Annotated in this window: 11 protein-coding genes; 10 read left to right on the forward strand and 1 reads right to left on the reverse strand. The window is 67.9% G+C overall.

Annotated elements, in window-relative coordinates; translation table 11 throughout:
- Positions 1–50: 50 nt before the first annotated feature.
- The 7 genes from J2850_RS32140 (at position 51) to J2850_RS27725 (ending at position 5,223) form a co-directional block, all read left to right on the forward strand.
- Positions 51–848, forward strand: coding sequence for an outer membrane lipoprotein (locus J2850_RS32140; RefSeq protein WP_307354563.1), 798 nt, complete (start codon positions 51–53; stop codon positions 846–848).
- A 73-nt stretch (positions 849–921) separates the two neighbouring features.
- Positions 922–1,425: a PaaI family thioesterase gene (locus J2850_RS27700; protein ID WP_246513641.1), complete on the forward strand. Its 504-nt coding sequence runs from the start codon at positions 922–924 to the stop codon at positions 1,423–1,425.
- 181 nt (positions 1,426–1,606) lie between these two features.
- Positions 1,607–2,071, forward strand: coding sequence for a 50S ribosomal protein L13 (rplM, locus tag J2850_RS27705; protein WP_209989527.1), 465 nt, complete (start codon positions 1,607–1,609; stop codon positions 2,069–2,071).
- 5 nt (positions 2,072–2,076) lie between these two features.
- The gene (gene rpsI / locus J2850_RS27710) at positions 2,077–2,565 is read left to right on the forward strand and encodes a 30S ribosomal protein S9 (protein ID WP_246513643.1); all 489 of its coding nucleotides are present in this window, start codon (positions 2,077–2,079) and stop codon (positions 2,563–2,565) included.
- 124 nt (positions 2,566–2,689) lie between these two features.
- Positions 2,690–3,754 carry an N-acetyl-gamma-glutamyl-phosphate reductase gene (argC, locus tag J2850_RS27715; protein ID WP_209989529.1) on the forward strand — a complete coding sequence of 355 codons (1,065 nt, stop codon included), beginning with the start codon at positions 2,690–2,692 and terminating at the stop codon, positions 3,752–3,754.
- Positions 3,755–3,919: 165 nt separating this feature from the next.
- On the forward strand, positions 3,920–4,456 hold the full coding sequence (locus tag J2850_RS27720; protein ID WP_209989533.1) for a gamma carbonic anhydrase family protein: 537 nt from the start codon (positions 3,920–3,922) through the stop codon (positions 4,454–4,456).
- Positions 4,457–4,626: 170 nt separating this feature from the next.
- Positions 4,627–5,223 carry an OmpA family protein gene (locus tag J2850_RS27725; RefSeq protein ID WP_209989536.1) on the forward strand — a complete coding sequence of 199 codons (597 nt, stop codon included), beginning with the start codon at positions 4,627–4,629 and terminating at the stop codon, positions 5,221–5,223.
- Positions 5,224–5,385: 162 nt separating this feature from the next.
- Here J2850_RS27725 and J2850_RS27730 read toward each other — a convergent pair whose 3' ends face one another.
- Positions 5,386–6,075 carry a pyridoxamine 5'-phosphate oxidase family protein gene (locus tag J2850_RS27730; RefSeq protein ID WP_209989539.1) on the reverse strand — a complete coding sequence of 230 codons (690 nt, stop codon included), beginning with the start codon at positions 6,073–6,075 and terminating at the stop codon, positions 5,386–5,388.
- Between the two features lie 169 nt (positions 6,076–6,244).
- Between J2850_RS27730 and pdxR the strand changes: the two genes are divergently transcribed.
- From pdxR to glgB, 3 genes are all read left to right on the forward strand, one after another.
- Positions 6,245–7,747: a MocR-like pyridoxine biosynthesis transcription factor PdxR gene (gene pdxR, locus J2850_RS27735; protein WP_209989541.1), complete on the forward strand. Its 1,503-nt coding sequence runs from the start codon at positions 6,245–6,247 to the stop codon at positions 7,745–7,747.
- 197 nt (positions 7,748–7,944) lie between these two features.
- Positions 7,945–11,286 (forward strand): maltose alpha-D-glucosyltransferase, encoded by a 3,342-nt coding sequence (treS, locus tag J2850_RS27740; protein WP_209989544.1) that lies wholly within the window; start codon positions 7,945–7,947, stop codon positions 11,284–11,286.
- 178 nt (positions 11,287–11,464) lie between these two features.
- Positions 11,465–13,729, forward strand: a complete 2,265-nt coding sequence (glgB, locus tag J2850_RS27745; protein WP_246513644.1) for a 1,4-alpha-glucan branching protein GlgB — start codon at positions 11,465–11,467, stop codon at positions 13,727–13,729.
- Positions 13,730–13,830: the final 101 nt, after the last annotated feature.

Here is a 13,830-nt window from a genome sequence, read left to right on the forward strand (position 1 = left end):
AGGCATTGCCGTAAGAGACGGGGCGGGCTTCAATACGGATGGAACCCCTCGTGCTCCGATCGATCTCCTTCAGCTTGCTCGTCGCCGCTGCCGCTGGCCTCGCGGGCTGCTCCTCCGACTATTCCCCCAACACCTACTCGGCCAGCGCCGTTCAGCAGGCGAACAAGGTCGAGCCGGCGGTCGTCGTCGGCTTCCGTCAGGTGGCGATCAGCGCCAACGGCACCGTCGGCGCCGTGAGCGGCGGCGCGGCCGGCGGCATCCTGGGCGCACAGGTCGGCTCCGGCGGCATGAACTCGGCGCTCGGCACCGTCGGTGGCACGGCAATCGGCAGCCTGCTCGGCACGGCGATGGAGCACATCGCCGGCGACACCAACGGCTGGGAATACATCGTCCGCAAACCCAATGCGGAACTGCTGTCCGTCACCCAGAAGGAACCGAAGCCCCTGCCGATCGGCCAGAAGGTGCTCGTCATCACCGGCAACCAGGCGCGCATCGTGCCGGATTATTCGACGCCCCTCGATCCGACGGCGGCCGAACAGGCGAAGGCCGACGTCGCCAAGGGCGCGCCGGTCAAGGTCGAACCGCTGACGCTTGAGGAGGCCGCTCCCGCCGCGACCCCGGCGCCATCGGCATTGGCGCCCGCACCACCACCCGAACCCCCCAAGCCGGGCGTCGACGTCGAGCCGCTCCCCCCGCCTGCCGGAGCCGGCGTGCCGCCCACCGCTGCGCCGTCCACCGCGCCTGCCGCCCCTCCCGCGGTCACCTCTCCTGCCGCAATCCCTGCGCCCGCCGCGGCCGGCGATGCCGCGGCGGCGGGCGGCGGATCCGAGGCGCGGGCGGCGGACTAGCACCATACTTGCCCGAATGGTGGAATTAACGCACAGTCTGGTCGTCGGATCATAGCCGTCGATCAGAGGAAGCATGTCCACAGTCGAGCCCGTCCCCTCCAAGCAGGTTCCGTCTCCGGCCATGACCGTCGAGGAGCTTGATGCCCTGATCCGCGAGGGGGTGCCCCTGGTCGGCAGCTTCGGTGTGGTCGTCGACAGCCTGGGGGCCGGCACCATCCGCCTGCGGTTGCCTTACAAGGACGATTTCGTCCGCCCGGGCGGTACGGTCACCGGGCCGGCTATGTTCGGGCTGGCAGACGTGGCGCTCTACGGCGCGGTGCTGAGCCTGATCGGGCGGGTGGAACTCGCGGTCACCACCAGCATGACTATCAACTTCCTGCGTCGCCCGCCGCCGGTTGCCATCATTGCCGAGGCCAGGGTGCTGAAGCTGGGGAAACGGCTGGCTTACGGCGAGATCCTGATCTTCTCGGATGGCGATCCCGAGCCGGTTGCGCATGCCACCGGCACCTATTCGATCCCGCCCCATGCCCCCGTCGCCCTTGCGGTATCCAGTTACCATGCTGGGGAGGCCTTCTGAAAAATCGTTCAAAATCAATGCTCTTGAGGATGCGGTATTTAAATACCGTGCGGGCAAGACATTGATTTCAAATACGAATTTTTCGGTTGACAGGACAGCCCCCGACCCGTAGAAAGCCGTCCGCTTCGGCGCCCCGGATTCGGCGGCCTGCCGATCCGTGTTCTAAGAAACGAGTGTGGCGATGAAGACCTTCAATCTGAAGCCGACCGAAATCGAGAAGAAGTGGTACGTCGTCGATGCCGACGGCCTCGTTCTCGGCCGGCTTGCCAGCATCCTGGCGAACATCCTGCGCGGCAAGAACAAGCCGACCTACACCCCGCACATGGATTGCGGCGACCATGTCGTCGTGATCAACGCGGAGAAGGTGAAGCTGACCGGCAACAAGCGCGATGCCGACTTCTTCTACTGGCACACCGGTTATCCGGGCGGGATCAAGGGCCGTTCCAAGGGCCAGATCCTGGACGGCAAGTATCCGGAGCGGGTGATCGAGAAGGCCGTCGAGCGCATGGTTCCGCGTGGTCCGCTCGGCCGTCAGCAGATGACGCACCTGAAGGTCTACAAGGGCGCCGTCCACCCGCACGAAGCCCAGCAGCCGGCCGTCCTCGACGTCGCTGCCATGAACCCGAAGAATAAGCGGAGCGCGTAATCCAAATGGCTCAGGTTACCACCACCCTCTCCGGCCTGAAGGATCTGACGGGCGCCGCCGCCACCGCGACCGTCACCGAGGAGCTGGCCGCTCCGAAGCTGGACGCCCAGGGCCGCGCCTATGCCACCGGCAAGCGCAAGGACGCCGTCGCCCGCGTGTGGATCAAGCCGGGCACCGGCAAGGTCACCGTGAACGGCCGCGACCAGACGGTCTATTTCGCCCGCCCGGTGCTGCGCATGATGATCGCCCAGCCGTTCGACGTGGCTGAGCGCGTCGAGCAGTTCGACGTCGTCGCCACCGTCGCCGGCGGCGGCCTGTCGGGCCAGGCCGGTGCCGTCCGTCACGGCATCTCGAAGGCGCTGACCTACTTCGAGCCGGGCCTGCGTCCGCCGCTGAAGGCCGCCGGCTTCCTGACCCGCGACGCCCGTACGGTCGAGCGCAAGAAGTACGGCCGCGCCAAGGCCCGCCGCAGCTTCCAGTTCTCGAAGCGCTAATCCCTACACGGGCCCGCGGCTTTACGGTACAAGCGAGGGGCGCCCCGGAAGGGGCGCCCCTTTCTTTTTGTCGCGATTCCCAACCTCAAGGTTCCTCCCGTCGTCAGCGAAGGACATCGGTTCCATGGCCTCGATCAGTTCCATCAGCGGCTCGAAGATCCGCGTCGGCATTCTTGGCGCCTCCGGTTATACCGGCGCCGAACTCGTGCGCATGCTCCTGCGCCACCCGAACGTCGCGATCACCGCCCTGACCGCAGAGCGACAGGCCGGCAAGCCGATGGCCGAGGTCTTCCCGCACCTGGGCGGCTATGGCCTGCCCGACCTGGTGAAGATCGACGACCTGAAGTGGGACGGGGTGGACTTCGTCTTCTGCGCCCTGCCGCACGGCACCACCCAGGAGGTGGTTTCCGGCCTACCCAGCGGCTTGAAGGTGGTCGACCTGTCGGCCGACTTCCGGCTGACGGACCCGGTCGAATACGCCACCTGGTATGGCCATGAACACCGGGCGGTCGACCTTCAGAAGGAGGTCGCCTACGGCCTGACCGAGTTCAACCGGCAGGGCGTGCGCAAGGCGCGCGTCGTGGCCAATCCCGGCTGCTACCCGACCTGCTCGCTGCTGCCGCTGCTGCCGCTGCTGATGGACGGGCTGATCGAGCCCGGCGGCATCATCATCGACGCCAAGTCGGGCGTGTCGGGTGCCGGCCGGGATGCCAAGCAGGCCAACCTGTTCGCCGAGGTATCGGAAGGCTTCAACGCCTACGGCGTCGGGCACCACCGCCACATGCCGGAGATCGAGCAGGAGCTGCGGCTGGCCGCCGGCCGGCCGGTCACCGTGTCCTTCACGCCGCATCTGGTGCCGATGAACCGCGGCATGATGGCGACGATCTACGTCCGCATGGCCGACGGCATCACCGCCGACGACCTGCGCGCGACGCTGGCCAAGCGCTATGCCGACGAACCGTTCGTCGGCGTCACACCGGCGGGCGTGGTGCCGGCGACGCGGCATGTCCGGGCCTCCAACCACTGCCTGATGGGCGTGGTCGCTGACCGCACGCCGCGCGGCGCCATCATCGTGTCGGTCATCGACAACCTGGTGAAGGGCGCATCCGGCCAGGCCATCCAGAACATGAACGTCATGCTCGGGCTGGACGAAACCACCGGCATCAATCAGGCGCCGCTGTTCCCGTAATAAATCCGGCAGCGGGGCTGTGACGGAGTTGTGGCCCCCTGTCCGCACTGTTGCACGGAGGCACCAATCGGGATTTGCTTTGACCTGTCAATGCGAAATCAGGTGGTGCCTTAAGCCTTACGGTGCTTCAATCCGCCCCGTCATGCACGATTTCGGTACGACCTGATGTCTGGCCTTGTCCGCGCCTTCAACGGCATCCTGCCCACCGTCGATCCGACCGCGTTCATCGCGGAAACGGCGGCGGTGATCGGCGATGTCGTGATCGGGGCGAACAGCAGCATCTGGTACGGCTGCACCGTGCGTGGAGACGTCAACGAGATCCGAATCGGCGCTCGCACCAACATCCAGGACGGCACCGTGATCCACGTGGCCTCCGAAGGGCAGGGCACCTACATCGGGGACGACATCACCGTCGGCCATATGGCGTTGCTGCACGCCTGCACGCTGGAAGACGGCTGCTTCATCGGCATGAAAGCCTGCATCCTGGATGGGGCCCATGTCGAGTCGCGGGCGATGGTCGCCGCCGGTGCGCTGGTGACTCCCGGCAAGCGGGTGACGTCCGGATTCTTGTGGGCCGGCAGCCCGGCTCGGCCGGTTCGCGAGCTGACGGAACGTGATCTCGCGGTTTTTCCGGTTCTCAGCCAACGCTACACGGAATTGGCGGAATCCCACCGGGAAAGCTGCTATGGAAGTGGAGCATAGGTCCAAGAACAAGTTCGGTTCGGCCAAACGGCTGAGGTGTCGGAACACCGCCGCACACCACATGTTGGGAAGGTCGCTGCCGCGCTTGCACGTGGGCGGATGCTTCGGTTGATAGGTTCATCCCCCGCAGGCACTCTGATGGGGAAGGGTTCTGGAAGGGAGTGAAGACAATGAAGACTATTGTTCGCGCGGGTCTGGCGGCCATCCCGGCCGCCATCGTCGCTTTCGGCCTGTCGGCGGCCGCCAACGCCCAGGACGCGAGCCTGGTCGGCAAGGGCGTCGAGTGGTGCAACCCGGTCATCGGCTGGGGCAACGTCGCCGCCCGTACCGCTGACGGCGGCTACGTGATCCACCAGGGCAGCTATCCGTGCCCGCCGGCCGCCGCCGCTCCGGCTCCGGCCGCCGTCGCCGCGGTCCAGAGCGAATACCTGGTGTTCTTCGACTGGGACAAGTCGACCATCACCCCGGCCGCCGATCGCGTGATCGGTGACGCGGTGTCGGCCATCCTGAAGAACGGTGGCGCCAAGATCCACGTCGTCGGCCACACCGACACGTCGGGCTCGCCGGCCTACAACCAGAAGCTGTCGATCCGTCGCGCCGACGCGGTGAAGAAGGCCCTGGTCGCCAAGGGCATCCAGGCTGCCAACATCACGACCGAAGGCAAGGGCGAGAGCCAGCTGCTGGTCCAGACCGGCCCGAACGTCCGCGAGCCGTCCAACCGTCGCGCGCAGATCCTGCCGCGTCTGCTGAACGCCCCGTCGTCCTAAGGACGGGTCGGGCGGCTGGCCGTTCCGGGGGTTTCGGAACGGCCAGCCGCCCGCGGGACATCCCGCGCATGATAAAAGGCCGCGCCCGGCTCCACCGGGTCGCGGCCTTTTTTCTTTTCCGGGCAGTCAGACCCCCGGCCGCTCCACCGGCATCGCCGGGACTCAGCCGACAGTCCCCTGCGCCGGCCCCTGCGCCGCCCCCTGCGCCGGGTCACGCTCGGGCTCGCCGGCGACCAGCCGCAGCGGCACCACGCCTGCCCACACCGGATGTGACAGGTCCTCGACGTCGTCGGACGGCGGGCCGGAGCGCCGTTTCGCCGAGGCCTCGGCGATCGGGAAGGCCAGTACGGCGGTTGCCTTCAGCTCCTGCGGGTTCGGCGCGCGCACGCGGCCGCTGCGTCCCGGCTCGATTTTCTCCATCAGCGCGTCGAGCGCCGCCCGCTTCTCCGTTTCTTCCGCCACGAGCCGCGGCCGGCCGAACAGCATCACCGACCGATAATTGACCGAGTGATGGAAGGCCGAGCGGGCCAGCACCCAGCCGTCGATCAGCGAGATCGTCACACAGGCATCCCCGCCGTCCTGCAACCGCCGGATCATCCGGCTGGAGGAGGCACCGTGGATCATCAACTCGTCCCCGACCCGCCAGGGAACGGTCGGGATCACGACGGGGGACGGCGAGCCGTGACCCCTGATGGCGTCGTCGACGAATCCGATATGGCAGATCGGGGCCTCGTCGATGATGGCCTGGATCAGCGCCCTGTCATGGCTGCCGCGGTCGCCCATCCGCACCGCGCGGGTGCGTGGCGTCTGTGGCAAGGTGGCTTCCGGGAGAACTGTGTCGATGCTCGTCATGGTCTGGCGGCTCTGCATCATCAGGGAAACGGGTTGACGCCACCGGCTTCCTCGACCGGCGCGGGGAAGACGGGCGACGCCGATTGCGACGACCAAGCTTTGCCCGCATAATGGCCCTATCGAAAGGTCCGGAATGTGGATTCCGAAGGGGCCAATTGGGGAGGAATCCATGTCTCGTCCGCCGAGGCCGGTGCTCTCCAGCCTGGGGCCGCTGTCCCTCGACCGCGATGGCGCCGAACCGCTGCACCGCCAGCTCTACCTTGCCTTGCGGCAGGCGGTGTTGGATGGCCGGCTGCGGCCGGGGGAGCGGCTGCCGCCCAGCCGGACATTGGCGGCCGACCACGGGCTGTCGCGCAACACCGTGGTCACCGCATACGACACGCTGCTGGCGGAGGGCTACATCGCGGGCCGGACCGGGGCCGGAACCTTCGTCGCCTCCGCCTTGCCCGACGCCAAGCCGGATGGCGTCCAGCCGCGGTCGGAAGTGCGCCGCGGAGTCGGCCTGTCGACGCGCGGCCGGATGCTGGCCGGCGCGCCGGCGCTGGCGCGCGACAGGGTGGGACGGCCGTTCGCGCTCGGCACACCCGACCTCGACGCCTTTCCTTTCGCCCTGTGGGCGCAGTTGCTCGGCCGCTGCTGGCGCCAGGGCGGGAAGTCGCTGGCGGCGGAGCCGGACCCGCTCGGCCATCCGCCTCTGAGGGCGGAGATCGCGGCCTACCTGCGTGCCGTCCGTGCCGTGCGCTGCGAGGCCGAGCAGGTCGTCATCGTGTCGGGAGCGCAGCAGGGGCTGGCGCTGATGGCGCAGCTTCTTCTCGATCCCGGCGATGCCGCCTGGGTGGAGGATCCGGGCTGGCCCGGCAACCGCGCCGCCCTGCTGGGCGCCGGGGCGCGGCTGGTGCCGGTGCCGGTGGACGGCGAGGGGATCGACGTCGCCGCCGGAATGGCGCGCGGCCCGGACGCCCGGCTGGTGCTGGCCACGCCGTCGCACCAGTTCCCGCTCGGGGTGACGATGAGCCTGGCGCGCCGGCTGGGCCTGCTGGACTGGGCGGCGGCACGCGATGCCTGGATCGTCGAGGACGATTACGACAGCGAGTTCCGCTATGCCGGCCCGCCGCTGGCGGCGTTGCAGGGGCTGGACGGGGCCGGCCGCGTCATCTATGTCGGCAGCTTCAGCAAGGTCATGTTCCCGTCGCTCCGGCTCGGCTATGTGGTGGTGCCGCCCGATCTGGTGGAGCCGGTGCGTGCCGCACGCCGCCATTTCGACGGCGGCACCAGCCTGGTGCCGCAGGCGGCCCTCCACCGCTTCCTCGCCGACGGTCATTTCGCCTCCCACCTGCGGACCATGCGGGCGCTCTATGCCGGCAAGCGGTCGGTCATCCTGGACGCCGTCGGCCGCGCCTTCGCCGGCGATGCGAAGGCGGAGGCCGGAGAGGCGGGGATGCATGTCCTGTTGCGGCTGCCGCCGGACTGTCCGGACCGGCTCCTCTCCGAACGCGCGGCCCGCGTCGGCCTGACCGTGCCAGCGCTCTCAAGCTATTCCGCACCCGGCGCCGGGGCCGGCAACGGCCTGCTGCTGGGCTTCGCCGCGCACCAGCCGGAGGCGCTGTGCCGCGCGGTGGAGGATTTGGCGCGGCTTGCGGCAAAAGGGGATGCTTCACGTCACCTACCCTGATCGGCGCATTGCTCTTTCGGCAGCTTGACGCCGCCCTACGTTGAAGTCGCCGGCATTGGATTGCGCCGTCCCGCCTATCCTGAAGTCAGGGGTTGTCTTACGGCCGTTCGGATGAAACCTTCGACCCGTTGTCTTGTTTCCGTTCCGTGTTCCCGCGACACGTGTTCCGTCAATCGCTTCTCGAAAGTGCTGGACCCATGATCGATCGGCAGGACCGGCTCTGGTACAAGGACGCCGTCATCTACCAACTGCACATCAAGGCGTTCTTCGACGCCGACAATGACGGCATCGGCGACTTCGCCGGCCTGACCCAGAAGCTGGACTACATCCAGGATCTGGGGGTGACGGCGGTGTGGCTTCTGCCCTTCTATCCCTCGCCGCTGCGCGACGACGGATACGACATCGCCGACTACACCTCGGTCAACCCGACCTACGGGAACCTGGAGGATTTCCGGCGTTTCATGGAGGAATGCCACAACCGCGGCCTGCGGGTGATCACCGAACTGGTCATCAACCACACCTCCGACCAGCATCCCTGGTTCCAGCGGGCGCGTGAGGCGCCTCCGGGCTCCAATCATCGCGACTACTATGTCTGGTCGGACAGCGACCAGAAATACCAGGGTACCCGCATCATCTTCTGCGACACGGAGAAGTCCAACTGGACCTGGGATCCGGTCGCCAACGCCTATTACTGGCACCGTTTCTATTCGCACCAGCCCGACCTGAACTTCGACAATCCCGAAGTGCTGCAGGAGGTGCTGAAGGTGATGGGCTTCTGGCTGGACATGGGGGTGGACGGGCTGCGGCTCGACGCCATTCCCTACCTGAAGGAGCGCGAGGGCACCAACAACGAGAACCTGCCGGAGACCCACGACGTCCTGAAGGCGATCCGCGCGGCACTCGACGAGAAATACCCCGACCGCATGCTGCTGGCCGAGGCCAACCAGTGGCCGGAGGACGTGCTGCCCTATTTCGGCGATCCCGAGAAGGGCGGCGACGAATGCCACATGTCCTTCCACTTCCCGCTGATGCCGCGCATCTACATGGCGGTGGCGATGGAGGACCGGCACCCGATCGCCGACATCATGCGCCAGACGCCGGACATCCCGGCCGACTGCCAGTGGGCCATCTTCCTGCGCAACCATGACGAACTGACGCTGGAGATGGTCACCGACAGCGAGCGCGACTATCTCTGGAACTTCTACGCCGCCGACCGGCGCATGCGGATCAACCTGGGCATCCGGCGCCGGCTGGCGCCGCTGCTGGAGAACGACCGCCGCAAGATCGAGCTGCTGAACAGCCTGCTGCTGTCGATGCCGGGCACGCCGGTGCTGTATTACGGCGACGAGATCGGCATGGGCGACAACATCTATCTCGGCGACCGCGACGGCGTCCGCACGCCGATGCAGTGGTCGATCGACCGCAACGGCGGCTTCTCGCGCGCCGACCCGGCAAGGCTCTACCTGCCGGCGGTTCTCGACCCGATCTACGGCTTCATGGCGGTCAATGTCGAGGCGCAGGCCCGCAACCCCTCCTCACTGCTGAACTGGATGAAGCGGCTGGTGGCCGTGCGCAAGCAGCGGCAGAGCTTCGGCCGCGGCAGCTTCTCGCTGCTCTATCCGGGCAACCGCAAGGTGCTGTCCTACATCCGCTGCCTGGAGACCGAGGCCGGCGAGGAGATCGTTCTGTGCGTCGCCAACCTGTCGCGCTCGGCGCAGGCGGTCGAACTGGACCTGAAGTCCTTCAAGGGCCGCATCCCGGTCGAGCTGCTGGGGCGCACCGTCTTCCCGCCGGTGGGTGATTTGCCCTACCTGCTGACCCTGCCGGCCTACGGCTTCTACTGGTTCGCTCTGACCGCGGAGGCCGAGCTGCCGAGCTGGCACGAGGCGCCGCCGGAATCGAACCCCGACCTGCTGACCATCGTGGTGCGCGACGGCTGGCACAGCCTGACCACCGGCAAGGCGGCCGACGAACTCGGCCGCGACATCCTGCAGGTCTTCCTGCCCAAGCAGCGCTGGTTCTCCGCCAAGGATCGCCGCCTCCTGGCCTCGCACGTCACCATGGCGGCGCAACTGCCGGGACCGGGCGAGGGGTTCATGCTGGTGCGCACCCGCGTCCGCCTCGATGACGGGGCCGGTTCGGACAACGCCGAGCAGAACTATTTCCTGCCGCTGGCGATGAGCTGGGAAACCGGTGCCGGCGGTGCCGGCTGGCCGCTGCTGCCCTACACGCTGGCCAAGGTGCGGCGCGGGCCGCGGACCGGCGCCGTCTACGACGCGGTCCAGGCCGACGCCTTCGCCCTCTCGCTGATCGAGGCGCTGCGCCGCGGCGACACGCTCCAGACCACCAGCGGCGACGGGACGGGCGACAGCATCCGCTTCACCCCCACCGAGGCCCTGGCCGCGGTAGAGCTGTCGGCCGAACCGGAGGTGCGCCGGCTTGGGGTGGAGCAGTCCAACAACTCGGTGCTGATCGACAGCCAGATCGTGCTGAAGGTGCTGCGCCGCCTGGTCGAGGGCGAGCATCCCGAGGTCGAGATGGGCCGCTTCCTGACCGAGGTCGCCGGCTTCGCCAACAGCCCGGCCCTGCTGGGTTCGGTGGAGCAGGTCGCCGCCGACGGCACGCCGACGGCGCTCGCCGTGGCGCAGGCCTTCGTCCGCAACCAGGGCGACGGCTGGGCCAGCACGGTCGAAACGCTGGAGCGCGAACTGGAGGACATCCGCCTGGGCGTTTCCGCCACCACCGAAGGCGCGGCCGAGGCGGGCGAACCGTTCGGCATGCATCTGGTGATGATGACGACGCTGGGCCAGCGCACCGCCGAACTGCACCGGGCGCTGGCGCAGACCACCGGCAACCCGGCTTTCGATCCCGAACCGGTCACGCCGGAGGACCTGGGGCGCTGGGCCGCCGCCGCCCGTGCGCAGGCCGAGGCCGCCTTCAAGGCATTGCCGGGGGCTCTCGACCGGGTGAGCGCCGACGTGCGCGCTGATGCCGAGAGCCTGCTGTCCCGGCGCGACGAGGCGATGGCCAAGCTCGACGCGCTGGCCGGCATGGCGGTGGATGCGGTCAAGACGCGCATTCATGGCGACTACCACCTGGGCCAGGTGGTGCGGGCGCAGAACGACTGGTACATCCTGGACTTCGAAGGCGAGCCGTCGAAGACCCTGGAGGAACGCCGGGCCAAGGTCAGCCCGCTGCGTGACGTTGCCGGCATGCTGCGGTCCTTCAACTATGCCGCCTGGGCGGCGCTGTTCCGGCTGCAGGATGCTACCCAGTCCGACAGCCCGGCGCTGGCCGCGGCGCGCGATTGGGAGCGGCGCAGCGTCGACTCCTTCATGGAGGGGTACCGCACGGCCATCGAAGGCTGCCCGGCCTGGCCGTCGCGGCTGGAAGCGGCACGCGGTCTGCTGACGCTGTTCCTGCTGGAAAAGGCTTTCTATGAGATCGGCTACGAGGCGGCCAACCGTCCCACCTGGATCGGCATTCCGGTCAAGGGGGTGCTCGGCCTGCTCGACGATGCCGGCGAGGCCGCCCAGTAGGGGTACGGGCGCAACGGGCGTCCATCGGGGCGCGCGCCGAAGACGGCGCCCCGATGGACGCCGATTGCCGGGAATGGTGTGACGAAACCATCGCGGCTATGTTCACCCCTCGTGAGAATGGGGCCTTCAGGAAAAGGGCAGTTGGCCGATGGCAAGCGACATGACGACGGACACCCGAATGGCGCAAGGTTCGACCGGCGCCGGCGATGGCCGGGCCTCCGCCCAAGCCTCCGATACGCGCGCGGCGGCCCTGCGCCCTGCCGCCGAGGCGATCGCGCGGGCGGAGCATGGCGATCCCTTCGCCGTCCTTGGCATGCAGCAGGAGGCCGCCGGAAAGCCGGTGGAGGTGCGCGCCTTCGTGCCCGGGGCCGAGCGGCTCTGGGTGATCGACAGCGCGACCGGCGAGCCGGCCGGCGAGGCCGAACGGATCCACCAGGACGGCTTCTATCTGGCGGTGCTGCCGGAGCGTACGGAACGGTTCCGCTACCGGCTGCGCGCGCAGTACCCGCTGGCGACCCAGGAGTTCGAGGATCCCTACCGCTTCGGCAGCGTGCTCGGTGAACTGGACATCCACCTGCTGGGCGAGGGCACTCACCTGCACGCCTATGAGCGGCTGGGCGCCCACCCGCGCGAGGTCGACGGCGTGGCCGGTGTCGCCTTCGCCGTCTGGGCGCCGAGCGCCCGCAACGTCAGCGTGGTCGGCGACTTCAACAACTGGGACGGTCGCCGCCTGCCGATGCGCCGCCGCGTCGAAATCGGCGTCTGGGAGATCTTCGTTCCCGGCGCCCGCGTCGGCCAGCGCTACAAGTTCGAAATCCGCGGCCCCGACGGCAACCTGATGCCGGCCAAGGCCGATCCCTATGCCTTCCAAGCCGAGATGCGCCCGGCGACCGCCTCGGTCATCCACGGCCTGCCGTCCTACGAGTGGCGGGACCAGGAGTGGCAGGGGCGCAAGCTGACCACCTCCGACCGCACCGCCCCGGTGTCGATCTACGAGGTGCATCTGGGGTCCTGGGCGCGGGTGCCGGAGGAGGACAACCGCTTCCTGACCTACCAGGAGCTGGCGGAGCGGCTGATCCCCTACGCCAAGGATATGGGCTTCACCCATATCGAGCTGCTGCCGATCACCGAGCACCCGTTCGATGGCTCGTGGGGCTACCAGCCGATCGGGCTCTATGCGCCGACGGCGCGCCATGGCTCGCCGGAAGACTTCAAGGACTTCGTGAACGCCTGCCACCGGGCCGGGCTGGGCGTTCTGCTGGACTGGGTTCCCGGCCATTTCCCGACCGACCCGCACGGGCTGGGCGAGTTCGACGGCACCCATCTGTACGAGCATGCCGATCCCCGCCAGGGCTTCCACCAGGACTGGAACACCCTGATCTACAATTTCGGCCGGACGGAGGTGCAGAACTTCCTGCTGGGCAACGCGCTGTTCTGGCTCGACCAGTACAAGCTGGACGGGCTGCGCGTCGATGCGGTGGCGTCGATGCTGTATCTCGACTACAGCCGCAAGGAAGGGGAGTGGGTCCCCAACAAGTTCGGCGGCCGCGAGAACCTGGAATCGATCGCCTTCCTCAAGCGCATGAACGAGCTGGTCTATGGCCAGCAGCCCGGCGCCATGACGGTGGCGGAGGAATCGACCTCCTGGCCGATGGTGTCGAAGCCCACCTATCTCGGCGGCCTCGGCTTCGGCTATAAATGGAACATGGGGTGGATGCACGACACCCTGCATTACATGCAGAACGACCCGATCCATCGCCGCTACCATCACCACCAGATGACCTTCGGGCTGATCTATCAGTTCTCCGAGAATTTCGTGCTGCCGCTCAGCCATGACGAGGTGGTTCACGGCAAGGGCTCGCTCATCAACAAGATGCCGGGCGACGACTGGCAGAAGTTCGCCAACCTGCGCGCCTACTACGGCTTCATGTTCGCCCACCCCGGCAAGAAGCTGCTGTTCATGGGCGGCGAGTTCGCCCAGTGGAGCGAGTGGAGTGAGGCGCGGAGCCTGGACTGGCACCTGCTGGAACAGCCGCTGCATCGTGGCATGCGCGACCTCGTGCGCGACCTGAACGGCCTGTACCGCGAGCTGGAGCCGCTGCACAAGACCGACTGCGACCCGTCCGGCTTCGAATGGATCGAGTCGAACGACAACGAGAACTCGGTCTTCACCTTCCTGCGCAAGGCCGACGAGTCCGGCCACATCGTCGTGGCGGTCTGCAACTTCACCCCCGTGGTGCGCCATGGCTACCGCGTCGGCGTGCCGTTGCCCGGCCGTTACGTGGAACGGATGAACACCGACGACACCAAATACGGCGGCAGCGGCGTGAACAACGGCGGCGGCATCCATGCCGAGGAGGTCGCCTGGCATGGCCGCACCCATTCGCTCGACCTGACCATTCCGCCGCTGGCGACGCTGATCCTGGAGCGGGTGGCGGACTGACCGTTCTCGGCCGGTGGGATGGCGGCGATCGTGGAGAATGATCGCCGCCATCCCACTGCCCTGTTGGAGCCACCCCAACCGTGGGGGCCAGTATCGCCGCT

Source organism: Azospirillum picis (assembly GCF_017876115.1).
GTDB classification, from domain to species: domain Bacteria; phylum Pseudomonadota; class Alphaproteobacteria; order Azospirillales; family Azospirillaceae; genus Azospirillum; species Azospirillum picis.

Coding starts and splice junctions, on each gene's coding strand:
- J2850_RS27700 (WP_246513641.1), top strand. CDS start 922: ATGTCCACAGTCGAGCCCGTCCCCTCCAAGCAGGTTCCGTCTCCGGCC.
- rplM (WP_209989527.1), top strand. CDS start 1,607: ATGAAGACCTTCAATCTGAAGCCGACCGAAATCGAGAAGAAGTGGTAC.
- rpsI (WP_246513643.1), top strand. CDS start 2,077: ATGGCTCAGGTTACCACCACCCTCTCCGGCCTGAAGGATCTGACGGGC.
- argC (WP_209989529.1), top strand. CDS start 2,690: ATGGCCTCGATCAGTTCCATCAGCGGCTCGAAGATCCGCGTCGGCATT.
- J2850_RS27720 (WP_209989533.1), top strand. CDS start 3,920: ATGTCTGGCCTTGTCCGCGCCTTCAACGGCATCCTGCCCACCGTCGAT.
- J2850_RS27725 (WP_209989536.1), top strand. CDS start 4,627: ATGAAGACTATTGTTCGCGCGGGTCTGGCGGCCATCCCGGCCGCCATC.
- J2850_RS27730 (WP_209989539.1), bottom strand. CDS start 6,075: ATGACGAGCATCGACACAGTTCTCCCGGAAGCCACCTTGCCACAGACG.
- pdxR (WP_209989541.1), top strand. CDS start 6,245: ATGTCTCGTCCGCCGAGGCCGGTGCTCTCCAGCCTGGGGCCGCTGTCC.
- treS (WP_209989544.1), top strand. CDS start 7,945: ATGATCGATCGGCAGGACCGGCTCTGGTACAAGGACGCCGTCATCTAC.
- glgB (WP_246513644.1), top strand. CDS start 11,465: ATGGCGCAAGGTTCGACCGGCGCCGGCGATGGCCGGGCCTCCGCCCAA.